Annotated in this window: 24 protein-coding genes; 9 read left to right on the top strand and 15 right to left on the bottom strand. The window is 43.3% G+C overall.

The genetic code is table 11. The features are described 5' to 3' along the window. Nucleotides 1-11: 11 nt before the first annotated feature. Nucleotides 12-647, top strand: coding sequence for a (2Fe-2S) ferredoxin domain-containing protein (locus TOL9009_RS0122420; RefSeq protein WP_029634772.1), 636 nt, complete (start codon nt 12-14; stop codon nt 645-647). Between the two features lie 245 nt (nt 648-892). On the opposite strand, the gene phnE is transcribed toward TOL9009_RS0122420, so the two are convergent. From phnE to TOL9009_RS0122435, 3 genes are all read right to left on the bottom strand, one after another. Then, on the bottom strand, nt 893-1681 hold the full coding sequence (gene phnE, locus TOL9009_RS0122425) for a phosphonate ABC transporter, permease protein PhnE (RefSeq protein WP_029634774.1): 789 nt from the start codon (nt 1679-1681) through the stop codon (nt 893-895). Continuing rightward, nucleotides 1678-2421, bottom strand: a complete 744-nt coding sequence (locus TOL9009_RS0122430; protein WP_038296522.1) for a phosphonate ABC transporter ATP-binding protein — start codon at nt 2419-2421, stop codon at nt 1678-1680. The genes phnE and TOL9009_RS0122430 overlap by 4 nt, the downstream gene beginning before the upstream one ends. A gap of 174 nt (nt 2422-2595) precedes the next feature. After that, nucleotides 2596-3570, bottom strand: a complete 975-nt coding sequence (locus TOL9009_RS0122435) for a phosphate/phosphite/phosphonate ABC transporter substrate-binding protein (RefSeq protein ID WP_029634778.1) — start codon at nt 3568-3570, stop codon at nt 2596-2598. A gap of 321 nt (nt 3571-3891) precedes the next feature. Here TOL9009_RS0122435 and TOL9009_RS46045 point away from each other — a divergent pair, with 321 nt between their 5' ends. Further along, nucleotides 3892-4143: a hypothetical protein gene (locus TOL9009_RS46045; protein WP_144238307.1), complete on the top strand. Its 252-nt coding sequence runs from the start codon at nt 3892-3894 to the stop codon at nt 4141-4143. Between the two features lie 157 nt (nt 4144-4300). Here the strand turns inward: TOL9009_RS46045 and TOL9009_RS0122440 are convergent, their stop codons facing one another. Further along, complete coding sequence (locus tag TOL9009_RS0122440) at nt 4301-6871, bottom strand: tetratricopeptide repeat protein (protein WP_029634780.1); 2571 nt, start codon at nt 6869-6871, stop codon at nt 4301-4303. 922 nt (nt 6872-7793) lie between these two features. Beyond that, the gene (locus TOL9009_RS0122450) at nt 7794-8261 is read right to left on the bottom strand and encodes a hypothetical protein (RefSeq protein ID WP_029634784.1); all 468 of its coding nucleotides are present in this window, start codon (nt 8259-8261) and stop codon (nt 7794-7796) included. A gap of 540 nt (nt 8262-8801) precedes the next feature. Here TOL9009_RS0122450 and TOL9009_RS0122455 point away from each other — a divergent pair. Together TOL9009_RS0122455 and TOL9009_RS0122460 are read left to right on the top strand one after the other, a co-directional pair. Next, nucleotides 8802-9815, top strand: coding sequence for a diiron oxygenase (locus TOL9009_RS0122455; RefSeq protein WP_051502993.1), 1014 nt, complete (start codon nt 8802-8804; stop codon nt 9813-9815). 133 nt (nt 9816-9948) lie between these two features. Continuing rightward, entirely contained in the window at nt 9949-10677 is a 729-nt protein-coding gene (locus TOL9009_RS0122460) for a glutamine amidotransferase (protein WP_029634788.1), read from the top strand. A 185-nt stretch (nt 10678-10862) separates the two neighbouring features. Here TOL9009_RS0122460 and TOL9009_RS0122465 read toward each other — a convergent pair whose 3' ends face one another. From TOL9009_RS0122465 to TOL9009_RS47645, 3 genes are read right to left on the bottom strand one after another with little or no spacing between them, the layout of a single operon-like run. After that, nucleotides 10863-11252, bottom strand: a complete 390-nt coding sequence (locus TOL9009_RS0122465) for a RidA family protein (protein ID WP_029634790.1) — start codon at nt 11250-11252, stop codon at nt 10863-10865. Nucleotides 11253-11294: 42 nt separating this feature from the next. Continuing rightward, nucleotides 11295-11726 carry an NUDIX domain-containing protein gene (locus tag TOL9009_RS0122470; RefSeq protein ID WP_029634793.1) on the bottom strand — a complete coding sequence of 144 codons (432 nt, stop codon included), beginning with the start codon at nt 11724-11726 and terminating at the stop codon, nt 11295-11297. Then, nucleotides 11695-11895 (bottom strand): hypothetical protein, encoded by a 201-nt coding sequence (locus tag TOL9009_RS47645; protein ID WP_186227625.1) that lies wholly within the window; start codon nt 11893-11895, stop codon nt 11695-11697. Before TOL9009_RS47645 ends, TOL9009_RS0122470 begins: the two co-directional genes overlap by 32 nt. A gap of 61 nt (nt 11896-11956) precedes the next feature. Here TOL9009_RS47645 and malQ point away from each other — a divergent pair, with 61 nt between their 5' ends. After that, entirely contained in the window at nt 11957-13465 is a 1509-nt protein-coding gene (gene malQ / locus TOL9009_RS0122475) for a 4-alpha-glucanotransferase (protein WP_029634794.1), read from the top strand. A gap of 96 nt (nt 13466-13561) precedes the next feature. Here the strand turns inward: malQ and TOL9009_RS0122480 are convergent, their stop codons facing one another. Together TOL9009_RS0122480 and TOL9009_RS0122485 are read right to left on the bottom strand one after the other, a co-directional pair. Beyond that, on the bottom strand, nt 13562-14347 hold the full coding sequence (locus TOL9009_RS0122480; protein WP_029634795.1) for a helix-turn-helix domain-containing protein: 786 nt from the start codon (nt 14345-14347) through the stop codon (nt 13562-13564). Then, nucleotides 14344-15138, bottom strand: a complete 795-nt coding sequence (locus tag TOL9009_RS0122485) for a pseudouridine synthase (RefSeq protein ID WP_029634797.1) — start codon at nt 15136-15138, stop codon at nt 14344-14346. The genes TOL9009_RS0122480 and TOL9009_RS0122485 overlap by 4 nt, the downstream gene beginning before the upstream one ends. A 144-nt stretch (nt 15139-15282) precedes the next feature. On the opposite strand from TOL9009_RS0122485, the gene TOL9009_RS0122490 reads away from it, so the two are divergent. Then, nucleotides 15283-15996, top strand: coding sequence for an LmeA family phospholipid-binding protein (locus tag TOL9009_RS0122490; RefSeq protein ID WP_029634799.1), 714 nt, complete (start codon nt 15283-15285; stop codon nt 15994-15996). Nucleotides 15997-16137: 141 nt separating this feature from the next. On the opposite strand, the gene TOL9009_RS0122495 is transcribed toward TOL9009_RS0122490, so the two are convergent. Next, the gene (locus TOL9009_RS0122495) at nt 16138-17031 is read right to left on the bottom strand and encodes a phosphatidate cytidylyltransferase (RefSeq protein WP_029634801.1); all 894 of its coding nucleotides are present in this window, start codon (nt 17029-17031) and stop codon (nt 16138-16140) included. 385 nt (nt 17032-17416) lie between these two features. After that, nucleotides 17417-18019, bottom strand: a complete 603-nt coding sequence (cbiT, locus tag TOL9009_RS0122500) for a precorrin-6Y C5,15-methyltransferase subunit CbiT (RefSeq protein WP_029634803.1) — start codon at nt 18017-18019, stop codon at nt 17417-17419. A 148-nt stretch (nt 18020-18167) separates the two neighbouring features. Here cbiT and TOL9009_RS0122505 point away from each other — a divergent pair, with 148 nt between their 5' ends. Further along, nucleotides 18168-19556: a serine/threonine protein kinase gene (locus TOL9009_RS0122505; protein WP_029634805.1), complete on the top strand. Its 1389-nt coding sequence runs from the start codon at nt 18168-18170 to the stop codon at nt 19554-19556. 48 nt (nt 19557-19604) lie between these two features. Further along, on the top strand, nt 19605-19787 hold the full coding sequence (locus TOL9009_RS0122510; RefSeq protein WP_029634807.1) for a Sec-independent protein translocase subunit TatA/TatB: 183 nt from the start codon (nt 19605-19607) through the stop codon (nt 19785-19787). A 93-nt stretch (nt 19788-19880) separates the two neighbouring features. On the opposite strand, the gene cphA is transcribed toward TOL9009_RS0122510, so the two are convergent. The 3 genes from cphA to TOL9009_RS46050 form a co-directional block, all read right to left on the bottom strand. Continuing rightward, the gene (cphA, locus tag TOL9009_RS0122515) at nt 19881-22571 is read right to left on the bottom strand and encodes a cyanophycin synthetase (protein WP_029634809.1); all 2691 of its coding nucleotides are present in this window, start codon (nt 22569-22571) and stop codon (nt 19881-19883) included. A gap of 182 nt (nt 22572-22753) precedes the next feature. Next, a complete protein-coding gene (locus TOL9009_RS0122520; protein ID WP_029634811.1) occupies nt 22754-23617 on the bottom strand; it encodes a cyanophycinase in 864 nt (287 codons plus the stop codon). A gap of 42 nt (nt 23618-23659) precedes the next feature. Then, on the bottom strand, nt 23660-23959 hold the full coding sequence (locus TOL9009_RS46050) for a hypothetical protein (RefSeq protein ID WP_144238308.1): 300 nt from the start codon (nt 23957-23959) through the stop codon (nt 23660-23662). A gap of 318 nt (nt 23960-24277) precedes the next feature. Between TOL9009_RS46050 and trmD the strand changes: the two genes are divergently transcribed. Continuing rightward, the gene (gene trmD / locus TOL9009_RS0122530; protein WP_029634813.1) at nt 24278-24967 is read left to right on the top strand and encodes a tRNA (guanosine(37)-N1)-methyltransferase TrmD; all 690 of its coding nucleotides are present in this window, start codon (nt 24278-24280) and stop codon (nt 24965-24967) included. The last annotated feature ends 182 nt before the right edge of the window (nt 24968-25149 follow it).

Here is a 25149-nt window from a genome sequence, read left to right on the forward strand (position 1 = left end):
TTATGAAAATCATGAGTAAATTTGATAGTAGCCAGGTATCAGAATTTTGCATTGAAGGACGATTTCTCGATTTTGCCATCAAAGATGGCTATAAGCTCAAAGGCTTGTTGCTAGCTACTGCTGAGGGTGAATGTTATGTAAAATTAGCTAAAGATTTAAGAGCTGCTTTTAATTTGGAGTTAGCAAAAGGCACTTGGTTGCAAGTTGTGGGTGAGAAAACCTTAGATTTGAAAACCGGCGAAGTTAAGTTAAAAGCCTCACGAGTAATGGCAGGGGGGATAGGGGGAGACAGGGAGACGGGGGGACAAGGGGACAAGGGGACAAGGGAGACAAGGGGGACAAGGGGGAAAGCTACTATATTAGTGTGTCAAAAGTCGGATTGTATGAAACGCGGTGGTGATGGAGTTTGTCGAGCGTTGGAATCTGCTTTAAGCGATCGCTCTTTATCAAATGAAGTTACCATCAAAGGCACTGGCTGCATGAAAAATTGCAAGGCTGGTCCAAATCTAGTTATGCCAGATAAAACTCGCTACAGTCGCATTCAAGAAAGGCAAGTTCCGGCACTTATCGACAAACATTTTGCTGACAAGATACAAAAGTCAGAAAATCAAAGAGAAGTGGTGATATCTACACTCAGAAAACTGTAAAGACGTTCCGGCGGAACGTCTCTACAATGGTTCCAGCGGAACGTCTCTACAACGCTTACGATGTTTTTATTATTGTTGACTCTTAGACATAAGATCATGTCCGCCAAATTACCCATAATAAAAGAACCCCACCCCCAACCCCTCCCCGCAGGCGGGGAGGGGAGCTAAAGCGCAGCTTTGGCGGGGTGGGGTTCCGGGTCTGTTTGCTTAATTGTCCGTACATGACATAATACATATCACAACAACTACATCGAATCGAGACGATGGCGTAATTGGCTGCTAAAAACGTCAATCACCGTCACAACTATTAACAGCACTAACATCATTGTTGTTGCTTTCGTGTACTCAAAGCCGTCTATATAACTTTTTAACTGAAAACCAATACCGCCGGCTCCGACTACACCCAAAACTGAAGCGGCGCGGATGTTATACTCAAACATCCATAAGGTGTAGCCTAATCCTAATGGCAGCACTTGCGGCAAAATTCCATATTGAACAATTTGCAGCTTAGATGCACCAGCAACTTGCAAAGATTCTAGAGAACGGGGGTCAACTGCTTCGATCGCTTGTTGATAGAATTTTCCTAAGTAACCAATGGTGTAGATTCCCAAAGCCAAAGTACCTGCGGGTGCGCCGAGTCCAGTTGCGGCAACAAAAATTAACCCTAAAATAATCGAAGGGACGGAACGTACTGCATTTTGGAGTAAATTAGCTAACCATTGCAACCAACGAGGAGCGATGTTATTAGCGCTTGCAATGGCAATTGGTAAAGAAAGTACTGCCCCGATGGTGGTTCCCCACAAAGACATCTGGATAGTTTCAATTAGTGCTTTAATCGCTATATCTAGGACTTCCAGGTTGGGAGGAAATAACCTGGAAACAAAATCGGTGATGTAAGGAAAGCTATTTTTAAGTAGTTCAAAATCGACTTTTAAGCCAAGCATTGCCCAACTATAAAGCAGTATAACTAGGCAAAAGACGAGTACGCGGCTGATCCAAGAATAGCGATTGATGAAACTAACGAAATCTTTCATGAGCGAGAATTTTGATTAATCTGGGCAAATTTGGCTTGTAGATTGTGGCAAGATCCATCATAAGCAATGCGTCCATTATCTAAAACGATCGCTCGTTGAGCATATTTTGCTGCTATCCCCAAATCATGCAAAACTGCGACAATTGTCATATTTTTCTGCAAGTGCAACTCAGATAAAGTCTGCATGACTTGTTGAGATGCTATGATATCTAACCCTGTAATTGGTTCATCGGCTAGAAGAATGGACGGTGATTGAATTAAAGCACGAGCGATCGCTACTCGTTGTTGCTGTCCACCGCTCAGAGTACTGGTTTTTTGATAAGCTTGTTCTCTTAAGCCCAGCTGCTCTAATAACTGTAGTGCCAAACGCCGATCGCTTTTAGGAAATCCGAACAGGGTTTGCCAAGTTGTGTTTGCACTCAGACGTCCGCACAAAACATTTTCCACGGCAGATAATTGGCGAATCAATCCCCCACCTTGAAATAACATGGCAATATCGCGACGAATTTGTGGTAGATTTCGGGAATTCATCGCTACACCATTAATATGGATGTTTCCGTGATGGATTGGCACTAACCCAACAAGCGATCGCAGTAAAGTAGACTTACCCGCACCATTAAGTCCGAGCAATACGACAAATTCACCACGTTTAATTTGGCAATTAATGCCTTTCAAGATCGGACGATTCAAAGATGCAGCATAAGCTGTCTCGACGTTATGACACTCAATGATGGAATTCATTATTAATTAGGCAATGGGCATTGGGCAATGGGCATTGGGCATCTGGTAAAAATTAATTATGCGTTGCCCGAAACCCTTGTAGAGACGTAGCACTGCTACGTCTTTTCTGGAAATGTCTATTGGGCATTGGGTATTGGTAATTCCTCCTTGTCCTCATACCCATTAATTCCCAAATTAGGGACTAATTCCCGCATTTTTGAGAGCTGCGCTGATTCCTGCTAAGTGTTGGTTATGATCTACTCTTACCAATTCTGTAGAGTTATATAAATTACGTAGCAGTTGGTTATTTGGTGATTGATTTAACTTGAGTAAAGCGTTAATAATTTTTTCCCGCATTGCGGAAGGAACATCATCATCAATAGCAATACCGTGTGCGGGTACACCGGGAATTTTATGCAGAATTCGCAACTGACTTTTTTCAGCTTCGGTGATATACGGTGAATTGAGAGCATATTCTGACACCGCTGCTGCATCTGCCTGTCCGCGAATTACGGCTTGTAATGCTTTGCTGTAATTACCACCATAGGAAACTTGTCCAAAGAATCCGTCTAAGCGATCGCGGTTTGGTACTAATTTTAATGTTACCAATTGACTAACTGGGAAAATAAATCCACTGCCAGAAGTCGGGGAGGTAAAAGCTATTCTTTTACCCCGCAGTTGTTCAAGAGTTGCTTTGGCTGAATTTCTCGTTTGCAAAGCACTATTTTTCGAGACAACAAATATTGAGTTATAAGTGTATCTTCCAGAATAGGTTGAACGTACTTCTGCTAAATACAAGCGAGCGTTTGCTAATTCTTGCGCTTTCAATGCTGGACGGCTACTTAAAAAAGCGACATCAGCCCGATTTGCTCGCAAAGCTTCCACTGCCGCTGTATCATCGCCTACCTGCGCCTGTACTGGTATTTGCAGTTCTTTAGATAAAAATGCGGCGACAGCGTTGGCTTTATTTTGCAAGTCTGTAGAATCGGATCTAGTAGGAAAGATTATTGTTAAATTTTTCTGGTTTTGGGCAAGTAAAGTTGATGTTTGTTGATTGGTGGTAGGCTTGGCGATAGTCGCTTGCATCCCTCCAAATATGCTGACACACAAACCTGTAATCGCCATCAATCCAGCCCCAGCGCCAAGGAACCCTTTTTTGCTCACACCCATTTGTAATTCTCCATTCGGAAATATTATTAGTATTTTTGCTAATTAGTTTCAATTAGTTTGTTAAAAAGCTTAGAGCTTTGAGGAACAAAAGTCAATATTATACCAAATTTCATTTACAGACTTTTTTCTTCGAGACACTTTGCGATGGTGGTTTGCAGATGCCTGAGCGCGATCGCGCATCGAATACCCAAAAAAAAATACCCAACCCGTCTTTTCAGATTGGTTGAGTGTTTGGTGTCTTGCTTAATGCTATTGACTGTATCCTGTCAATTAAAAAAAATTCTACAGCTTATTTCATCAGACTTTTGTCATGACCTAAGCATGACTAAAGTACTGCAAACCCTATGTAGGTTGTCAAAAACCCCAGGTGGTGCGCGATCGCTCTCATGTCTCGACTCAATTAAAAAGGGCGATCGCTCTCAATACGCTGTTAAGGCAAGAGACGCGATAAATCGCCGTCTCTACAAAGGATTTGTTATTGTAAAGACGGCGATTTATCGCGTCTTTGTGATCTATAGTTTTTTACCTTATCCGAACTGTATTGCGATCGCTCTTTTATCTCGACTCAATTAAAAAGCGCGATCGCTTATAGACTTCTTGCATAAATCAAAAAAAGAACCCCACCCCGCCTTTGACTTACGTCAAAGTCTCCCCTCCCCGCAGGCGGGGAGGGGCTGGGGGTGGGGTGTTATGGGAATGAGTGCAAGAGGTCTTATATCTTGATAAAAACTTAAGTCAGCGAAGATTGCAAGAACTTTCGCATAGATTGCGCTTCGATATACTCAGGGAAGATGCTTGAAAAGTCCTCCAAGTCACGAATTGCATCACGCATAGGCTCTAATAGTGCATGGCTGGAGAGAGCATAGTCATATAAGCCCTGTGATAATTCAACATTTCCACCAATTAGATAGTAAAGAGCGAGATTAAAGGTATTGCCCCAGTCTTTAGCATCTTTTTGGTAATTTTGTTCAGCAAGTTTGGTGGCATTATTAAGGTCAACCCGTGCTTTGTCTACTTGGTTGAGAGCTTGATAGGCTAAGGCTCGGCTGTAAAGATACTCATCATCAGGTTTTAAGTTGATAGCACAGTTAAAGTTTTCAAGAGCTTCATTGTACCGCTTCAGCATCAGATAAGTTTGACCTCGATTTGCGATCGCCCAATCGAGTTTAGGATTTAATTCAATGGCTTGGTCAAAATCTTTAAGAGCTTCTGGGTAACGCTTCATTGAGCGATAAGTTTCACCTCGACTGGCAATTGCCCAGTCGAGTTTAGGATTTAATTCAATGGCTTGGTCAAAGTCTTTGAGCGCTTCTTCGTAACGCTCGATAAAGTGATAAGTTTCACCTCGACTAGCGATCGCCCAATTGGATTTAGGATTAAGTTCAATGGCACAGTTAAAGTCTTTGAGAGCTTCTTCGTAACGTTTCATCAAGCAGTAAGTTCGACCTCGATTTGCCATCGCCCAATCGAGTTTAGGATTTAATTCAATGGCACAGTCAAAGTCTTTGAGAGCTTCTTCGTAACGTTTCATCACGCGGTAAGTTTGACCTCGACCTGCCATCGCCAAATCAGATTTAGGATTAATTTCAATGGCACAGTCAAAGTCTTTGAGAGCTTCTTCGTAGCGCTCCATCCAGCGGTAAGTGTAACCTCGCCAACATAAAGCAATTAATCGGCACTGAGACTGAATTTCAGAATGCTCTAGCAGTGCCGTAAACATTTCCACAGTAACTTCATTACGTTTTTCTTCATAAGCCTTTAACCCATTGGCTAGCTGCTCCCCCCAGCGTTCAACTTCAGCATTATCCCCATTTTTACCAGCTTGCACCATCGTTTCTGCCCAACGCAAAGCAAAAGAACGTTGATTGTCGAAAGCAGCAAGGAATTCATTGAGAGCTATGGGCAAACTTTTTTGCGGTGTTTGACATAAGCCGTGATACAAAACATTTAAAGCGTGACTTTGCCAAGTTGCGTCGCTGTATTTTTTCTCTTCATTTAGTTGCAGATTATTTCGCAAAGTGTCGTAATATTCTCCTAACTTGCCATGAAGGTCAGCCCAACTTTGCGGGGAAGAAAGACGCTTGTGGCGGAGCATTTGCGTTTTTACGACTTCATGATAAGCCCAGCCATCAGTACGTTCTTCAATAAACGGCATTTCTTTCAGCCAGTTAAAGAGATCGTCAGCTTCATTTTCCCCTCGCAATTTCGCCAAAACATCTCGATTTAAACTACGTGGAATTGCAGCATCCAAAGCTAATTGTCGCCGCTTGGGGTCGTCAATCCATTTTAAGAAGCGTTCTACAGCTGTACCACTAGGATCGCCTACTTGACTGGGGTCATTGGGACTTTCAGCCGCTAAAGTTGCCACTAATAGCGGCAAATGTCCAGAAAGACGTAAAATAACTTCAATAACCCGACTGTTAGTAATGCCTTTACGAGTCAAATACTGTTGAGCTTCTTCCTCCGTAAACGGTTCCAAAGGAAAACGAATCATTAACCCTTCGTAAGGCGCCCAATGATTTTTATCTAATTCTTGCCGTCCGGCGATAATAACTAATATATTTAGAGGTACTTCACCGTAACGACCTTCTAAAATTTCCCGCAGCCAGTTATCAAGAAAATCCTCGGTGGATTCATAAGTATCGAAAAACAGCGCTACGCCAGACTTATCGGCTAATTTGGAAATATCCTGCAAAAATAGCGGAGTCAGCACTTCCACAGGTTCTTGAATTAAGCGAACTTCGTCTTTATTGGTTAATTTCTTCGCTACATAAGATGCCCATTCCCCAGCTTGCGAGGCTACAGCATCTTCATCTATAAAGTCAAATACAGCCCCCCCAACGGGAACTCGACGCGCTAAAAGCACACCTGTTTTTGCCACAGTTTTTCCCACAAAAGCGGAAAATCCTTGAGGTGCTTCGGGATCGCTTTCTAATTCTTGCCGCTTCTGACGATAAACTTTGTAGCGTTCTGTAAACTGCGGCAGTTTATAATTTTGCTGTTCCAACTGTTCAGCCAAACGTCCCATAGCTTCGGGGACAGATTTTTCAATATCATTTGTATGAGCCGCGATGATTTTTGCTGACTCCGCCATTTTGCGAAACTGGCGCAACAGTGTGCTTTTACCTACACCCCCTTGACCCCAAACGTTAAACAGAAAGTGCCGACATGAGTCTTCCAGGGACAAGTCCATATTTTGACGAAACAGGCTAACTTGTTCTTCACGCCCGACAAAGCCTGATTGCTGCCGTTGCTGAAGGATATCTTGTAAGCTCTTGGGCTTTTTTTGGGGGTTATTCACTTCTGTTTGGGCTAGAGGTGCGATTACTTACAGGATAACTACTAATTATGCACCCCCGATTTCGGATTTTGAGAAATTCTTTTTAGTAGGTACGTTATATTATGTCCGCTTGATTACCGCTCTATATGAAACCCTATTTTCAGGTTAGTCCGCGCAGGGGGACTTTGTTTGTGTAGCCGCAATTTTAATCGTCGGGCTTCTTACCGTGTACACAGAACTCGGAAAAACCTCACCCTCGCTTTACCCTTGGGTAAATCTTTCTCTCTCCTTACTAAGGAGAGGGATGTCCGGAACGGACAGGGTGAGGTTTTTCAAGATTTTTGAGAAGCCCCGACGACTGGAAGTCGCACGCCAGATGCTTCAACGCGGGGAACCCGCGCAACGCACTGGCTTGGCTACACAAACAAAGTCCGCCTGCGCGGACTAATCTAAAAATAAAGAATAATAATTATGAAGCCCCGACGACTGGAAGTCGCGGCTACACAAACAAAGTCCGCCTGCGCGGACTAATTTAAACATAGGGTTTTAAATTTAATCTGGCAAGAGTAATAAAAACAAGGAACGTTCTCACTTCAAACAAGAACGTTCTCACTTGAAACAGGAACGTTCTCACTTGAAACAGGAACGTTCTCACTTGAAACAGGAACATTCTCACTTGAAACAGGAACGTTCTCACTTGAAACAGGAACGTTCTCACTTCAAACAGGAATGTTCTCACTTCAAACAGGAATGTTCTCACTTCAAACAGGAACGTTCTCACTTCAAACCCCAAAATAAAAGCTTTGAACTCGGAACGTCTAGCTTTACACCAAAACATCCAAATTCAAAGCTGAAAAATTTAACTTCCAAGTTAAAATCATCGAGTCCGCAAAGAGGGACTTTGTTCGTACAGCTAGCAAACTCTGTTCAGAGGATGCTAAAATTACGATGTCTTTACTGGCACTCTCTTAGTTTTTCGAGCAAAGCGGCGCCCTAAATCATTGACCATTGAATCTAAACCAGTGCCTTTACCGCTTGCTTTGGCGTAATTGTAAACCATCAACCCCGCAGCATAAGCTTCACTACCCACTGCAACAGCAGTATCATCCACGAGTTCTTGCAGTTGCGTCAACGACAACAAAATTGGATACAACGCTTCAAATAGTTCGATATCCCGACGCATTTCATCCAAATCAAACGATCGCGGTAAAAAGTCTGGGTTTTGTGTCCCCACTTCCAGCGCTTTAATTACAAAAGCGCGACTTTTATCACCAAGCTTGGGTAAAGTTTTCCGATCTTCCGCTGTCAAATCAACCAAAAACGGTAATTTTTGCCGAATAGTGGCGATCGCATCCATCACTGCCAGCCGATCTGATGCCGAAAGATTCGCACTGATTCGATTGTCTGCCATTTTTCTTACTCCATTGAGTTTACTAAACTAAGTATTCCCAAAACGAGAGAGCGATCGCATCGGCATCATCTTTATTTTCCATCGCATAAGTGAAATTCGTCGTCAAGCTTTACGACTATAAGATTGTAGACTGCAAAAACCCTTAACTTGTCACGTATCCTCTAACACTCAACTTTTACATCGCACCGCTATATTTACCCCAAGTCGCAAATCAGTAAACCAAAAGCAGAAGTAGGAAATGACAAGACCGTTTTGCAAACAAGCTCCCAAGACTCTCCCGCCTTGCACGTAGTTTTGGTTTTGACATTCATATTTCCAGGTGCAAGATTTGATAGAAAAAATTCTAAAAAAAAGCAGGCATCATCCGTAATGATTCAGATTGAATCTGTATACCTAAATATACTAAACCAACAAAAACATTCTTCAACACTCAATTAAGTATCAATAATATTGAAATAATTGCAGTCAAGTAAGAAGAAAATAAATTGGTTTTAGTACACCTTTTCTACAGAGATCAAAAGAATTAATTCGAGGTTAATCATGAACTGTACTGCTGTATTTAATCAACAAAGAAATATCTCTAACAACACAAATCAATCTCGTCGGCAAGAAACTTCCTATTCTCGGAACCTACTAGAGAAAATGAATGTAAACTGGCATAAACATGCTCGAGTTAAACAAAAAATCAATGAGCAGTCTAACCCAGAATTGACATTTGATGAAACAATATCCGACTTCCGCACTGATTTACTACCGTTTAAAGCACACCCTGACTTTTTAGCAGCACCAACACAGATGCAGACGAAAATTCTCTCTGCTGGTTGGATAGCTTATAACGAAAAGACTATCGATATCGAAGCGAAAGTGATTACGCCAGCCTGCAACCACATCATCTATAGAAGTGTACCAGGGGTAGAAGATGGAATTAGCCAACAGATTGCTAGTGAAACATTAGTAGATGAAGCTTATCATATACTGTTGGTAGTTAACGCTTGTCACATTACCAGAAAGCGTCGAGGTTTAGAGTCATTACGTTTACCAGAGTTCAATTTGGTAAGCAAGATGCAGCGTGAACAAGAACGTTATCCTGAAACTTGGCAAAAAACCCTGATTCAAGTAGCCACAGCCATTGTTTCTGAGGTATTTATCAGTGACTACTTGGATTTACTGTCGAATGATACGACGATCCAACCATTCAACCGCCTGACGGTTGCGACACATAAACGTGATGAGCTTTCTCATAGTGGCATCTTCAAACATCTAGCCAAGTGCATTTATAGTGAGCTAACCCAAGAGCAAAAAGACTTTTTTATTGAAGTTTTACCTAAACCTGTGTTGTGGTTTGCTAATGTCGAGTTGAATGTTTGGCAAACGATGCTCGAACAAATTGGGTTTGTAAAAGCAGAATCAATGATTGCTGACTGTGCGGCAGCTAACGAAGTCAACTTGTTACGCATTGATTACTCTGAGTTAATCACTCTGGCTAGCGAGATGGGTATTTTAGACTCGCAACGTGGTGTCGATAGCTTTGCAAAAGCTGGCTTGTTTAATTAACTACTTTTAGACCATTTTGGATTTTAGATTGAGCATTGCCTTCTTGTTCTAGCTTGTAAGAAGATGTCTGTCGCAATCATTTTATTTCTCTTACTCCATAAGTCAATTCACTGCTTTATACATAAGAAAGATTATGCAAAACGCACTTGTCATTCAACACGTACCTTTTGAAGATTTAGGTAATTTGCGTCCGGTACTGGAGCAAAGAGGCTATCAAATTGTTTATCAACAAGCGGGTTTGGACGATTTATCATTGATTGAACCCTTGCAGCCAGATTTATTAATTATCCTTGGTGGGCCGATTGGTGTGTATGAAGAGCAGGACTATCCATTCATTAAGGATGAACTGAGGTTGTTGGAGAAAAGACTAACAAAAGACTTACCAACTCTGGGTATTTGTTTGGGCAGTCAGTTGATGGCGCGTGCTTTAGGGGCGGTTGTTTACCCTGGTGGAAATGGTAAGGAAGTTGGTTGGGGCAAACTACAATTATCACCTGCGGGGGAGAGTTCATTTTTACGTTATCTCAGTGCTAGTGAGACTGCTGTTCTGCATTGGCATGGTGATACTTTTGATTTGCCTAAGGATGCTGTGCTTTTGGCTTCTTCACCGCAATACCAAAATCAAGCTTTCTCTTGGGGAAATAATTGCCTAGGGCTGCAATTTCACCCAGAGGTAACGGCAAGGGGGATGGAGCGTTGGTTTATTGGTCATGCTTGCGAAATTGCTTCTCTTAATGGCACAAGTGTGACTCAGTTACGTGCTGATACTAGGTTGCATGCTCCGGCTTTAGAATCTATGACTTATCGCTTCTGGGATGATTGGCTTGATGGTTTTGGCGTTAATGAGAGGGGCGGGGCATAATAGCCCGATCGCCCGTCATGTAGTAATATCAGGCTGATGTTTTGGTGTGCCATATAAATAAATGACACACCTCATAGTTATAATCTCCTATAAATGAGTCCAAGACGCGATAAATCGCGTCTCTACAAAAGGTTTTGGGTAACGCATAATTAATTTTTACGACGTTTGTCTAATACATTTACCCCTTAAATCACCGCGATACAATCAATCTCCACCAAAACATCCTTAGGTAAACGCGACACTTGAACACAAGCACGCGCAGGTGCGATCGCTTCATCAAAAAACGAACCATAAACAGCATTCATCGCCGCAAAATCATTCATATCAGCTAAAAACACAGTCGTCTTCACCACATCATCAAACCCCGCCCCAGAAGCTTTTAGAATTGCCCCCAAATTCGCCATCACCTGCTGCGTTTGCCGCGTCACATCCCCGACTCCAACAATCTCCCCCGAACCTGCATCAAGGGGAATTTGCCCCGCTAAAAACACCAAATCACCAGAAACAGCGATCGCTTGATTATAAGGACCCACCGGCGCCGGTGCATCACTAGTCCGAATCACCCTCTTACTCATCTTTCCTCCTCTGCGCCCTCTGCGCCTAGTAAAGTTCGTTTTCTACCCCAACCTCGGACGTATACCATAATGCCGATAATGCCAATAATCGCGCAAAATGCGATCGTGGTCAAAACATAAATTACCAGGCACACACCAAGACTCAAAAATCCCTACACATTTCGCATCATCCCCCGCATTTGGTTCACCCCTCGCCGTCGCCAAAAACACAATACTTAGCGTGTGTTGACGGCGATCGCGATTTGGGTCAGAATACACCAAAAATTGCTCAATTAATTCTACCTGCAAACCCGTCTCTTCTTGAGCTTCGCGCCGCGCTGCCACTTCCACACTTTCCCCATAATCGACAAAACCACCAGGAATTGCCCAACCCAAAGGAGAATTATGTCTTTCGATTAACACTATTGGTCGATGAGGGCGATCGACCAATTCGATGATGATATCAACTGTCGGAGCCGGATTGCGGTAAGACATGGTTAGTGAGGGGCATGGGGCATAGGGCATGGGGCATAGGGCATAGGGCATGGGGCATGGGGCATGGGGCATGGAAAGAATCGTATTTATTCACGCACTCGCGCATCCGAACTTCTTTAATTCCCAATGCCCAATGCCCGTTGCCCGTTGCCCAATGCCCATTGCCCAATGCCCACTATTACGTGATAAATTCGCTCTTGATCGCATCTTCCCATAATTTAGGTAAAGCAATGCCTTTTTTCAGATCCAGCGGTATTTTACTTCATCCCACATCTTTTCCCAGTCCATTCGGCATTGGTGACTTAGGCATAGAGGCTTACAGCTTTATTGATTTTTTGAGAGAAACTCAGCAACAATATTGGCAAGTTCTGCCATTAGGTCCGACTGGTTACGGTAATTCTCCTTATGCTTCCTATTCAGCAGTAGCAGGAAACTTTCTACTCATCAGCCCCCAAAAGCTGCTAGAGCAAGGTTTGCTATCATCAGAAGACCTTGCTAATTTACCAGAATTTGATCCGAATAAAGTCAACTACGAGCAAGTAGTACCATTTAAGATTGGGCTATTAAAGAAAGCCTGCGAGAAATTTAAAACCCAAACAGCATCTACACAACAAAAAGAATTTGCTGGTTTTTGTGACATCAAAGCTTATTGGCTGGATGATTACGCTTTATTTATGGCATTGAAAGATGCTAACGGAGGCGGAAGTTGGTATAGTTGGGAGCCAGAAGTGCGATCGCGTCAACCAGAAGCAATGGATCGAGTGCGGCAACAGATGGAAGCGGAGATTTTTTATTACAAATACACCCAATTTGAATTTTTCCGCCAGTGGTCTGAGTTGAAGACCTACGCCAACATGGCTGGGATAGAAATTATAGGTGATATCCCCATCTACGTAGCTCACGACAGCGCTGATGTCTGGTCTAATCCTGATATTTTTTCCTTAGATGAAAACACAGGAGAAGCCTCACTAATGGCAGGAGTTCCACCAGATTATTTTAGCGCCACCGGTCAATTGTGGGGCAACCCAGTTTACAAGTGGGATGAATTAGAAAAACAAAACTTTAAATGGTGGGTGAAACGCTTTGAAGCAATGCTGGATTACATAGATGTAATTCGCATTGACCACTTTCGCGGATTTGAAGCTTATTGGGCTGTCAAACAAGGTGAAAAAACAGCCATGAATGGAGAGTGGATCAAAGCTCCAGGAGACAAATTATTTGAGGAAATTAAACAAAAATTGGGCAAGCTACCAGTTTTGGCGGAAGATTTAGGAGTAATCACCCCGGAGGTAGAAGCGTTGCGTGACAAATTTGAGTTTCCGGGGATGAAAGTTTTGCAATTTGCCTTTGGTTCCGATCCCGGTAATGGCTTTTTACCATTCAATTACAATCGCAATTGCGTAGTTTACACCGGCACTCACGACAACGACACAACCATAGGCTGGTTCAACCAAGCTAACGATTACGAAAAGCAAAACTTGTTGCTTTATTTAGGTTCTGTCAGTCCTGAAGGTATTCACTGGGATTTAATTCGACTTGCCTTAAGTTCTGTAGCGAATCAGGCAATTATCCCCTTACAAGATTTTTTAGGATTAGATACCCAAGGGCGGATGAATACCCCTAGTGTTGCCGAAGGTAACTGGGAATGGCGATATCAATCAGAAGCTTTAACCCATGAATTAAGTTCAAAGCTGAAAAATCTCACCAACCTTTACGGTCGCGCTCCGCAAGTGAAGTAAATAGGGGAAGTGGGCATTGGGCATTGGGCATTGGGAAAAAGAATTATTTTGCTCTCCCTTGTCCCCTTGTGCCCTTGTCCCCTTGTCCCCTACTCCTCAAGTCCCAGGCTTGGCAGCAACTATGACTTCTTTGACTTTCCCAATATCTCCCATTGGCTTGGCTTCCTCTTTATTGACACTTACCAGCACACCCCCAGCATTGCCGGCTCTAACTGTCAGTTGACCTTGAGCTTTCCAAGTGCGTTGAGTTCCTTCTGGCAATTCCCCTTCAAATTGAGTTTTGCCATCAGCGACAACGCGAATCCAAGATTTCTCCTTTAAGGTGACACCAATCTGCACTGCCTGTCCGTTACTGCTGATATTGCTAACAGGTTGAATTTGCACAGTCGGTGTTTGTTTCGGCTGAATCTGTGCTTTTTCGGTAATTTGGCTATTGTTGGCTTCGATAGCGGCATTATTCAATAATTTAGACAAGCCGTTAACAGAACAGATAATCAAACCGATGTAAAGCACATAAAGATGAAAAGGACGCAGCACTCGACCGAAGGGCGTAGGTTTCCAGCCAGGTGTAAGGTTAACACGATTTGATCCGACGGGAAAACTTTTAGCAAATTCCGCTCCATCCAAGCCCAGTGCATCAGCGAATTGCCTAATTAAACCACGAATATAAATTGGTTCTGGCAAATCATCTAAATTACCTTCTTCGATCGCCTGCAACAATCGACGGGGAATCATGGTCAATGCGACCATTTCATCTAAGGATAAACCTTGTTCAGTACGCTTTACCCAAAGTTGACCACCCAAGGAAGCCAACTTTTCGGCTGGTAATTGCTCCACAGAAGCTATTGGTTGATTATCATCCTTGCTTTTTTTCCAGTTCATAATGGTCTGATGCTCCTAAACCCAACTGAATCATTAATAGGTATGTGCTTAATTTGCTCTTGCAAAAAGCGAATCTCATCATCTTTTAGGGAACGATAGGAACCTTCAGCTAAAGAAGGTTCTCCGGGCTTTTCCAATTGAATTAGACCTATGGCTGTGCGGTGCAGCTTAATCACTGGGTATCCCAGTAGTTCGGCTACACGGCGAATCTGACGATTTCTTCCCTCCTTTAAAATAATTTCTAGGCAGCTTTCATCTGCCAAACTTTGTTTTAGACGCACTTGCGCCGGTCGTGTTTTTTTACCCTCCAGCATCACACCCTGACGCCATGTTTGTAACACTGATTCTGGAGGATGACCTTTTACCAAAACACAATAAGTCTTAGGAATACTGTGGCTAGGATGAGTTAAACCAAATGTTAAGTTTCCGTCATTTGTCAGTATTAATGCCCCTGTTGAGTATGCATCTAAACGACCAACTGGGTGAATGCCTTGATTTCCTCTTAATTCTTTCGGTAGTAGATGCAGAACTGTTGTTCGTCCTTGGGGATCTTCGCAGGTGGAAACTATTCCAGCAGGTTTGTGTAGTAACAGATAAATTAAAGCTGGACGCACAAGACCAGATATAGGTTTGCCATCTACTGTGATGGTATCTATAAGCGGGTCAGCTTTTTGACCTAAGTGCGCCAATTCGCCATTAATCCCCACTCGCTTAAGCCTAATCATTTCTTCGGCTTCCCGTCTTGAGGCTATTCCCCATTTAGATAGAATTTTTTGTAACCTTTCCTCCATGTGGAAATTACTTATGATAGGTGTAAGTATTAAGTTAACTATAATAATTGCACTTTGTTGACAATTGCGACAAATGTTAGAGTTGAATTCTGTTTGAGCGCTCTCCTTGGTTCTCATATAGATCCTGATCAAAAAGTTGATTAGATGCATAAAGAAAATTTATCACCCAAAAATCCCCAGAAGATACGCATCATAAGCAATGTACTAAAAACAGCACTCTCGCTTTGGTTGCGATCGCAAGTCAGCCAGATATCGGAACTGAAAGTGGAAATTCAAGCAAGCGATCGCCAACTTCTTTCGGGTCGCATTCCTGGAGTATCTATTTTTGCTACTCATGCAATTTATCAAGGTCTCCATCTCACACAAATTTTACTCAAGGCAGAAAATATAAGGATAAACATTGGCGCAGTACTCAAGGGACAACCACTGCAACTGTTGGAAACAGTACCTGTAGTTGGCGAGGTAATCCTGAACGAGGAGGATCTTAATGCCTCTGTCTCATCGGAATTATTAGCGACTGCTTTAAATGATCTACTGCTAAAACTATTACCAGAACACAGCCCAAATTCCAAGCCAACAGCTTGGCAAACAATTTCTCTTGCAAATAATAATTTGAAAGTTTGCGGAATTCATACAGACGTAACCCATCCCACTACGGTTGAGATGAGTGTAAGCCTAAAATTACTCAGCGCTCATGAATTACATCTGTCACAAATCCTCTGTAAGCAGGGCACAGCAGTGCTTACAGAGGATAATCAAGGACAGTATTTGGATCTAGGTTCAGATGTAGATATCCAAGAATTAACGCTGATCCCAGGTAAACTAGTTTGTCGCGGACGGATAAACGTTAATCCCTAATTATTAAGAATTAAAAACTTCAAATAATCATTGTTGATTTTTTCTTATCGGCAATGGGCAATGGTAATAATTCTTTTCCTAGTCCCCAATCCCCAATCCCCAGTCCCCAGTCCCCAGTCCCCAGTCCCCAGTCCCCAGTCCCTAGCCCCCATGCCCTAACAATGGCAATACGAGTGTGACGAAGTAGTAAACTAAAGGAGCGGTAAAAATATAACTATCAGTACGATCTAAGATGCCGCCGTGACCTGGGATTAATTGCCCTGAATCTTTTACCCCAGCATCGCGTTTGAGCATGGATTCGGTAAGGTCGCCCAAAATACTAGCGATCCCAATGAGCAAACCCAGTGCCATACCAGTGAAAAGAGGTTTTGACCAGTTAAGAAAATAAGCTCCTACGACGGCTACGAGAACGCTGGCACTAATGCCAAATACTGCTCCTTCAACGGTTTTTTTCGGGCTAATATCAGACAGAGGAGTTTTACCGAAGAATTTGCCGAAAGCATAAGCGCCGATGTCAGCTGACCAAATACAGAGGAAAGTCAGCGCTGTTGCTGTCAAACCTTGTGGTAATAAATCAAAGTTTCCTTTTTGAATAATATCTAGCCAATCTGAGGGTAAGTACCCACCTAAAGGTATATTGTTGATACCTTCACTATCAATTGCGCGTAACCTTACCCAGTAGCTCGGCAAATAACCTGTGTAAAATAACCCCATAATCGAAGCGGAAATATCAGCAATCGTTGCCATCTTTGGCTGAAACAATAAGTAAAAACAAATAAATGTTCCGGCTAATGGTGTGACAGCATCAGCTAAAGAGCCATTAAGAGTACAAATCACTAACAAAGCTTGGCTGGCAAAAAGAGTACTTTTAGTTGCAGGAAAGATACCTTTGCTTCGCACTAACTCAAAATATTCCTTTTGACCCAAAAAGATAATCGCCGCAAATATAATAGTAAAGTACCAACCCCCTAAAAGGGTTGCACTTAAAGCAACGGCGATCGCCACAATTCCACTAATAATTCGAGACCAAGGCATAGATATAAGTGTGAAGTAAAAAGGATGAAGTTTGAAGTTTGGTTGTTATTTATCCTTTATCCTTCAGCCTTCAGATTTACCAAGAAGGGGAAAAGGGGAAAGGGGAAGGGGGAAACGGGATAAGAGGGGTAAAGGGGAAGGGGGAAGGGGGTTCATGGTAAGAAATATAGAGTTATTTGAATAAATCCGTTCTTACAAAGGTTGACGGGACGGAAACCGATCCCGCCAACTTTGCGCTATTTTATTTTCGTACCTTTCCCCTTTCCTTTTTCACCTTTACCCCTCTTCAAATCCCTTTTCCCCACATGGTATAAAGCCCCTATTTTTAAATATGGGGTTTATGAGTCCCCTTTCCCCTTTCCCCTTTACCCTTTCCCCCTCTTTTTCATTCTAGTTTCTCACCACTGAGGATAAAAATGGGATCGACGGCAGCAAAGGTTTGCGAATAGCCGCGTGTTTCTAAGCGATTTATTGCCGATTGGACAACTTCAACATTCCGAGCTTGGAGTTGAGAAAAGCTTTGAGAAATAGCATACAGAGTTTCTAGACTAGCAGCTGTGGCGACAACTCGACCGGATGATGGTAAATAATTCCAAACTGCTGGCAAAATTTCTTGGATGGAACGTCCGGACTCAATGCAGACGCGATCGGGTTTCTCTTTCAAATTGTGCAAACACTCTGGAGCATTACCTTCAATGACTTCAACATTCTTCACTTCAAAGCGATCGCAGTTGCGTCGAATCAAGTTGGCTACTTCTTCATCTCGTTCTACAGCGATAATCTGCGCCTCAGGACACAACAGACCCACTTCTACCGGAATTGTACCTGTTCCCGCGCCAATATCCCACAACACTGAATTAGGATATAGACGTAATTGAGCTATCAACAGCAGCCGAATTTCACGCTGTGAAAGAGGAATTCCGGGTAAGCTTTCAAACAACTCATCCGGAATACCAGGAGTAATGTAGGGCCAAAGTTGGGAGGGCATAGTAGGATTCTACAATTAAATTAAAAGGGGAAAAAAGAAAGGGGAAAGGGGAAAGGGGAAAGGGGAAAGGGCAAGGGAATAAAAAAACTTTCTTTTCTTTCCTTTAACCTTTTCCCCTCATTAAAGTCCTTTAGCCTTATTTTTTGTGATGAATGGTCAGATATTAGGCGATCGCTATCAAATTCGGCAACAATTAGGAAAAAAGGCGGGACGCCGATCGCTTTTAGCCTGTAATTTGGAAACTGAGGAATTAGTTGTAATCAAGTTACTTTCTTTTAGCAATGATTTTGAATGGGACGATCTCAAGTTGTTTGAAAGGGAAGCCGAAACGTTAAAATCCTTGTCTCATCCCTGTATTCCTCGCTATGTAGATTATTTTGAGGTAAATTCCCCTTCTATTAAAGGATTTGCTTTAGTACAGTCTTATATCCCGGCACAAACTTTAGAGCAATATTTAAAAGCAGGACGTAGTTTTACGGAAGCGGAAGTAAAAGAAATTGCTTCATTGCTTTTAGAAATTCTGATTTACTTGCACTCTTTGCATCCAAGAGTAATTCACCGCGATATTAAGCCTAGCAATATTTTATTGGGCGCTCGCGCTGGTAATAGTGCTGGTATTGTCTACCTTGTAGATTTTGGGTCAGTCCAGACTGTTGCTAAAGAAAGCGGAACTCGGACTGTGGTAGGAACATACGGTTATATGCCACCTGAACAATTTGGCGATCGCACAACCAACGCTTCTGACCTTTATAGTTTAGGTGCAACGTTAATTTCTTTGGTTACGGGGATTCACCCAGCAGATTTACCCCAAAAGGATTTTCGCATATCATTTGAGCATATCGCTAATCTCAGTCCTGCCTTTACTGATTGGTTGCGGTGGATGATTGAACCGAGTTTAGAAAAGCGTTTGAGTTCTGCTGTTGAAGCACTTGCAGCTTTAAATGATTCACAACCAAGAATCAATACTTTAGCTTTAAATAAACCAAATGGTAGTAAAATTCAACTTACCAAGGATAGAGATTCGCTCTTAATTCTCATTCCGCCAGTTGGCTTTCAATCATCGATGGTGTTCACGGGTTTGTTTGCGATCGCGTGGAATTCATTTATCTTTTTTTGGACAATTAACGCTCTTGCCGCTCCAATTCCGATCAATGTTATCTTTAGCTTATTCTCCCTTCCTTTTTGGGGTGCTGGTTTTCATCTAGCATCTTTGCTACTATTTCCTTTATTCAAAAGTACCGGACTGCGCTTGACAAAGCAGCAAATTGCCTTCACAACCAAGATATTTGGATTTAAATTTTATCAGCGTCCATCGCTAACACAAGATATTACTAAGTTGGTTTACACTTCCAGCCACTTTACTAAAGACTTGGAAGAAAACCGCTTTCAAGTGCCGGCGCAATTAGATATTTGGGCAGGAGTCCAGAAGTATGAAATAGGTATCAATAATGGTATTGTCAAATCTGAAGTTGAACTCGAATGGCTAGCGCATGAATTAAGCGATTGGTTACATATACCGATTACGCGAGAATCGTAGTAAGGACTTCAGTCCTTTCATTAATTATTCAGTTTACAGGAGACACCTATGTTTGGACTGGGATGGACGGAAGTGGCTGTAATCGCTATAGTTGCTATTTTAATTTTTGGACCAAAAAAAATTCCCGAACTAGGAAGCGCACTGGGCAAAACCCTCAGGGGGTTTAAAGAGGAAATGAAAAATCCCAGTGACGAAAACAGTCCGGAAGAAAAAGAAGATTTCAAAAGTTAGGAGTCAAGAGTCAACAGTCAATAGTCAATAGTCAACAGTCAATATTTTGACTATGGACTCTTTGACTATTGACTCTTTGACCGACTTCGCACGTCATAACAGCTTATTTAACACAGAGATTTGGGAATCCACAGGATTAGTTGTAGTATTTGGTTGATGCAACTCCTCTTTAACTAGACCGCGCAGTTTAATTAACTTAATAGCGCGGCTGACACTTTCTGGTAGAATCACCACCAGACTCTTATCTGGAGCCGTATCTAAAGCTTTGTTAATTGCTTGGGTTTCGTCCATAACGACTTCATAGCGGCAATTAGGCTTAACTTGGATGATGCCTTGGGTAATCAAACTCGCAGCCGAACCTCGTGGACGCCCCCTTGTGTCATCATCTTCTTTGACGATGATGTAGTCAAAAATATCTGCTGACAGTTTACCTAAAGTCACAAAGTCTTCGTCACGGCGATCGCCTGGTCCACCAATTACACCAATTCGCTGTCCTGTACTCCAGTTGCGGACAAATGAACCCACAGCTTCATAACTAGCCGCATTATGGGCATAATCGACCAAAGCGTGGTGATTCCCCAAATTAAACAAATTCATTCGTCCTGGGGTTTGACTCTCAGAAGCGCGGAAGGTTTTTAACCCCGCACGAATCTGTTCAATTGTCACATTTTGCACAAACGCCGCCAAACAAGCTGCTAAAGCATTAGCAATCATAAACGGTGCACGTCCGCCCATTGTCAAAGGTATATTTTCTGCCCTTTCGATGCGGTGCGTCCAATCGCCTTTGACTATTGACAAATAGCCATTTTCATACACTGCCGCAACTCCACCCTTTTGGATGTGCTTCTGCACCAGATCCGAATCCGGGTTCATGGTGAAGTAAGCAATATTCGCTTTGGTTTTTTCTGCCATTGCCGCAACTCGCACATCATCGGCGTTAAGTACTGCATAGCCATCAGGATACACAGATTCGGCAACCACACACTTAAGATTTGCCAATTGGTCAATAGTATCAATGTCGCCGATGCCTAAATGATCGGCGGCAACATTTAATACTACACCTACATTTGCAGCTTCAAAACCCAGCCCTGAGCGGAGAAGACCGCCGCGAGCCGTTTCCAGCACTGCTACTTCTACAGTTGCGTCTTGCAAAATTAACTGAGCGCTTTGGGGACCTGTATTGTCTCCCGTTTCCACTAAGTAATCACCGATATAAGTCCCATCTGTAGTTGTATAACCTACAATTTTTTTGGTTTGCTTATAAATGTGTGCTAGCAGGCGAGTAGTGGTGGTTTTGCCGTTTGTACCCGTCACAGTGAGGATGGGAATGCTGCTGGATTGGTCGTTAGGAAACAGCATATCCATGACTGCGCCGGCAACGTTACGGGGGATGCCAACGCTGGGGGCAACGTGCATCCGGAAACCGGGGGCAGCGTTTACTTCGACAATCACGCCATCAACTTCGCGCAAAGGACGGCTAATATCGGTGGTGACAACATCAAGTCCGCCGATATCCAAACCGATAATTTTGACTACCCGTTGTGCTAGCCAAACGGTTTCTGGATGGATTTCGTCGGTGCGGTCTACAGCAATACCACCTGTACTGAGGTTAGCAGTTGCCCGTAGATAACACATTTCACCTTTATTTGGCACGCTATTGAGAGTGTAGCCTTGCCTTTCTAGTAGCTGATAACTGTTGCGGTCTAGTTCAATTTTTGTCAGGACATTATCATGTCCTTCACCGCGATTTGGGTCTTGATTGGTTTCGTCAATTAGTTCGGCTACAGTGGATCTGCCATTACCAACTACATGAGCGGGCACGCGTTCCGCTACTGCTACGACCTTACCATTTATCACGAGTACTCGATGGTCGCGACCGACATAATAGCGCTCAACAATGATTGAGCGGGAAACTTGTCTGGCAGCATCGTAAGCGGCTGAAGCTTCTTCTTTGGTGCGGATATCAATGGTGATCCCGCGTCCATGATTGCCATCTAGGGGCTTGATGACGATGGGAAAGCCACCAACCATTTCAATAGCTTCATCCAAATCGTCCAAGAAGTTGATGACTGTGCCTCTAGGGACTGGCACGCCGGATGCCGCTAAGATGCGTTTGGTGGCTTCTTTGTCGCCAGCGAGTTCTACCCCCAGAACGCTGGTATTATCGGTCATTGTGGCTTGCATCCGCTTTTGATTAGCGCCGTAGCCCAGCTGAATCAAAAAGCGTGCCGGCAGAGACATCCAGGGAATGCCTCTTTTTTCGGCTTCTTTGACAATTGCTTCTGTTGAGGGTCCTAAGGAAGCATCACGCCACAATTCTTTTAAGTCTTGTATATCTTGCTCTAATTCGGCTTTAGGATAGCGACCTCGATCAACTATGCTTTGGCACAACCGCACTGCTGCCCGTGCTGCATAGCGTCCGGCTTCTTCATTCAGGTATTCAATTACTACCTGGTAAACCCCAGGTGTGGCGGTTTCGCGAGTCCGACCAAAGCCTACCTGCATTCCGGATAATTCCTGGAGTTCTAAGGCTACGTGTTCGGCGATGTGACCCATCATGGTGCCTTCGCGAACCCGTAACAAAAAGCCACCACGACAGCCAGGGGAGCAATAATGACCCTCCAAACTTGGCAGTGCCTCAACTAATCCTTCATAGAAGCCAGGAATTTCATTCGAGGGCGTCTCGGCGAGATTTTCCAAGTCGAGGCGCATGACTATGAGCTTGTGGCGTCGAATGCTCCAGTAATTGGGGCCGCGTAATGTCTGGATCTTGAGGATTCTCATGGGAATAGGTAGATGGAGATTCGGAACCTAAATTCTAGTTTTTTACTAGTTTCATACTTGAATTGACCGCTAAACTGTTCATGAAAAACAGTTTTTTCTTTTTACATGGTATGATGATTATTTTTCTCCAGCTAGCGAGAAATTAGCGGTCAACACAGTGTACCTTCAGATACTCTATTCCGTCAGCTGGAAATACGGTGTACAGCGGGCAGGACTGTGCGTTGGTAGAGGTGGAAGCGATCGCCATGACTGAGGATATGCAGTCGTAAATTATGCACCGTTAGCGGTTCTGAGGCTCCCACATGGGGTTCGTTGGTGTGTGTCACTTCTGTGGGATCGACAATTGTCACACTGCCTTTGCCCATAGCTTGCAGCCAACCATCCCTTTCAAACATGGCACAAGTATCTTCATCGATACCAATACCGAGGCGATCGGGATGTGCGGCGATCGCACTAATTAACCTTCCCATCCGATTGCGATTGTGAAAGTGTTGATCGACAATCACCTCTGGAATAAATCCTAAACCTGTTGCCATATCAACTAGAGAACGTTTTGGTGTCTCACCACTACCACCCCCAGCAATCATATGATGCCCCATGACTGCTGCCCCTGCCGAAGTACCTGCGAGAGTTAGCTGCCCTGCCCTCACTCGTTGCCTGATAATTTCCATTGCTGGCGTATCCGCCAACACACCACACAGGCGCAATTGATCCCCCCCTGTCAAAAACACCCCGCTACAGGCTTCTAAGGATGCTTTTGTTTCGCTACTTTCACACTGATCCCGTTCTCGAATGTCTAATATCTCAACCTTTTTAGCACCCATTTCTTCAAAAATCCGGGTATACCGACCACCAATGATGGCAGGTTCGCGAGAGGCTGATGGAATTATTGTAATATAGCCATTGCTAGCACCGGCACGTCCAAAAAAAGTTCTGAGGATTTCACGTCCGTGAACTTTGTCTTCTGCGCCTCCGATAACCAGAACGGCGGTCTTAGTTGCTTGAGGTGTCCTCATTTCCAGCGATTTAGCTTTTAATTGCGGCATTGTGTTTCTCCTGTCAACAACTTCGGGTGAATAAAACAAGGTTCAGTATTTGTAATGATGTTCCCGCTTCGCTTCAAAGGAGGACACTTCAACAAACGCTCTTGTCGCGGCTTTTGTGTGAAACTTTGCTCTGTTGCTTGATGTGGTAGACACCGGCTGAAGGCAGGGAGAAATTGATGCTTCCTTCAGCAGGTGTCGTACTTCAACCGGCGATAGAGTCCCTTGCCGTGGCGATCGCGCAAAGCTCTTGTTTTTCACCTGTCTTAATTTTCCAGACTGGTAAAATACTGCTTGGGGAAAGCAGGTGTTGGCAAGCTTTTTTCTGAGACTGGCTTGATGCATCCGGTGGAAGTTGTTAACTTGCTTCGATTATTAATTTAAATGTAGTTGTCACAATATTTAAACATAAATTAAGTAATTAGAAAAACTTTTGCTGGCGCACAAAATCCAATCTTCTCTGGTACTTTTAGATACTATTGATGAAGCTCCATAAGTCTTTGACGCAACATCACTCCGAAAAAAGAGCTTTTTGAAGAGGGGGAAAGGGGAAAGGGGAAAGGGAAATGTCCCCTCCTCAAGAACGCTCCCTCTGCTCAAGAAAGCTCCTTCTTTTCTCCAAACATGCCAATTTAAGATTAGTGTCCTTGAATACGAATTACTGTGCGCTTTGATATAGTTACGCTATTTCCTGACTCGTTTATCTCTGTTCTCAGTTCTGGATTGCTGGGTAAAGCTTTAGCAAAAAAAATTGCCGAAATTAATTTGGTTAATCCACGAGACTTTACCACCGACAAGCACCGCAAGGTGGATGATGAACCATATGGTGGTGGAGTGGGAATGCTGATGAAGCCAGAACCAATTTTTAAAGCTGTGGAGTCGCTGCCGATTTTACCTCGCAGAGAGGTTATTTTGATGAGTCCTCAAGGTCAAACGATAAATCAACCACTCTTACGAGAACTGGTGACAAATTATGACCAGTTAATTGTCATTTGCGGACATTATGAAGGAGTAGATGAGCGAGTGCAGCATTTAGTTACTCGTGAGGTTTCTTTGGGTGATTTTGTTCTGACTGGTGGAGAAATTCCCGCAATGGCTTTGATTAATGGGGTCATGCGACTAATTCCCGGAACTGTGGGTAAAGCCGAGTCTTTACAATCAGAAAGTTTTGAGGAAGGATTATTAGACTATCCTCAGTATACCCGTCCGGCAAATTTTCGGGGCTGGAAAGTACCTGATGTGTTACTTAGCGGTAATCATGCTGCGATCGCTAAATGGCGTTATCAGCAACAAGTTGCCAGAACACGCTTACGTCGTCCTGATTTGTTGAACGAGTCGGGGGAGGGGAGATGAGGGGGATGAGGGGGGACAAGGGGATGGGGAGATTTAAAGAGGGGAAAAGGTTAAAGGGTAAAGGGTAAAGGTATAGAAATAAAGAGTTATTTAAATCACTCATGATATTTTTTTCCCCCTTTCCCTTTCCCCTTTCCCCCTCCTCAGATTGCCCAATGCCCATTAACTAACAACCATTAACT

It is taken from the genome of [Scytonema hofmanni] UTEX 2349 (assembly GCF_000582685.1).
GTDB classification, from domain to species: domain Bacteria; phylum Cyanobacteriota; class Cyanobacteriia; order Cyanobacteriales; family Nostocaceae; genus Hassallia; species Hassallia hofmanni.

Coding starts and splice junctions, on each gene's coding strand:
- TOL9009_RS0122485 (WP_029634797.1), bottom strand. CDS start 15,138: ATGGAGGAAAGGTTACAAAAAATTCTATCTAAATGGGGAATAGCCTCA.
- TOL9009_RS0122495 (WP_029634801.1), bottom strand. CDS start 17,031: ATGCCTTGGTCTCGAATTATTAGTGGAATTGTGGCGATCGCCGTTGCT.
- TOL9009_RS0122490 (WP_029634799.1), top strand. CDS start 15,283: ATGCATAAAGAAAATTTATCACCCAAAAATCCCCAGAAGATACGCATC.
- TOL9009_RS0122520 (WP_029634811.1), bottom strand. CDS start 23,617: ATGCCGCAATTAAAAGCTAAATCGCTGGAAATGAGGACACCTCAAGCA.
- TOL9009_RS0122460 (WP_029634788.1), top strand. CDS start 9,949: ATGCAAAACGCACTTGTCATTCAACACGTACCTTTTGAAGATTTAGGT.
- cbiT (WP_029634803.1), bottom strand. CDS start 18,019: ATGCCCTCCCAACTTTGGCCCTACATTACTCCTGGTATTCCGGATGAG.
- TOL9009_RS0122435 (WP_029634778.1), bottom strand. CDS start 3,570: ATGGGTGTGAGCAAAAAAGGGTTCCTTGGCGCTGGGGCTGGATTGATG.
- TOL9009_RS0122420 (WP_029634772.1), top strand. CDS start 12: ATGAGTAAATTTGATAGTAGCCAGGTATCAGAATTTTGCATTGAAGGA.
- TOL9009_RS46050 (WP_144238308.1), bottom strand. CDS start 23,959: ATGCATCAAGCCAGTCTCAGAAAAAAGCTTGCCAACACCTGCTTTCCC.
- TOL9009_RS46045 (WP_144238307.1), top strand. CDS start 3,892: ATGACTAAAGTACTGCAAACCCTATGTAGGTTGTCAAAAACCCCAGGT.
- cphA (WP_029634809.1), bottom strand. CDS start 22,571: ATGAGAATCCTCAAGATCCAGACATTACGCGGCCCCAATTACTGGAGC.
- TOL9009_RS0122470 (WP_029634793.1), bottom strand. CDS start 11,726: ATGTCTTACCGCAATCCGGCTCCGACAGTTGATATCATCATCGAATTG.
- TOL9009_RS0122505 (WP_029634805.1), top strand. CDS start 18,168: ATGAATGGTCAGATATTAGGCGATCGCTATCAAATTCGGCAACAATTA.
- phnE (WP_029634774.1), bottom strand. CDS start 1,681: ATGAAAGATTTCGTTAGTTTCATCAATCGCTATTCTTGGATCAGCCGC.
- TOL9009_RS0122450 (WP_029634784.1), bottom strand. CDS start 8,261: ATGGCAGACAATCGAATCAGTGCGAATCTTTCGGCATCAGATCGGCTG.
- TOL9009_RS0122455 (WP_051502993.1), top strand. CDS start 8,802: ATGAACTGTACTGCTGTATTTAATCAACAAAGAAATATCTCTAACAAC.
- TOL9009_RS0122430 (WP_038296522.1), bottom strand. CDS start 2,421: ATGAATTCCATCATTGAGTGTCATAACGTCGAGACAGCTTATGCTGCA.
- malQ (WP_029634794.1), top strand. CDS start 11,957: ATGCCTTTTTTCAGATCCAGCGGTATTTTACTTCATCCCACATCTTTT.
- TOL9009_RS0122510 (WP_029634807.1), top strand. CDS start 19,605: ATGTTTGGACTGGGATGGACGGAAGTGGCTGTAATCGCTATAGTTGCT.
- TOL9009_RS0122465 (WP_029634790.1), bottom strand. CDS start 11,252: ATGAGTAAGAGGGTGATTCGGACTAGTGATGCACCGGCGCCGGTGGGT.
- TOL9009_RS0122480 (WP_029634795.1), bottom strand. CDS start 14,347: ATGAACTGGAAAAAAAGCAAGGATGATAATCAACCAATAGCTTCTGTG.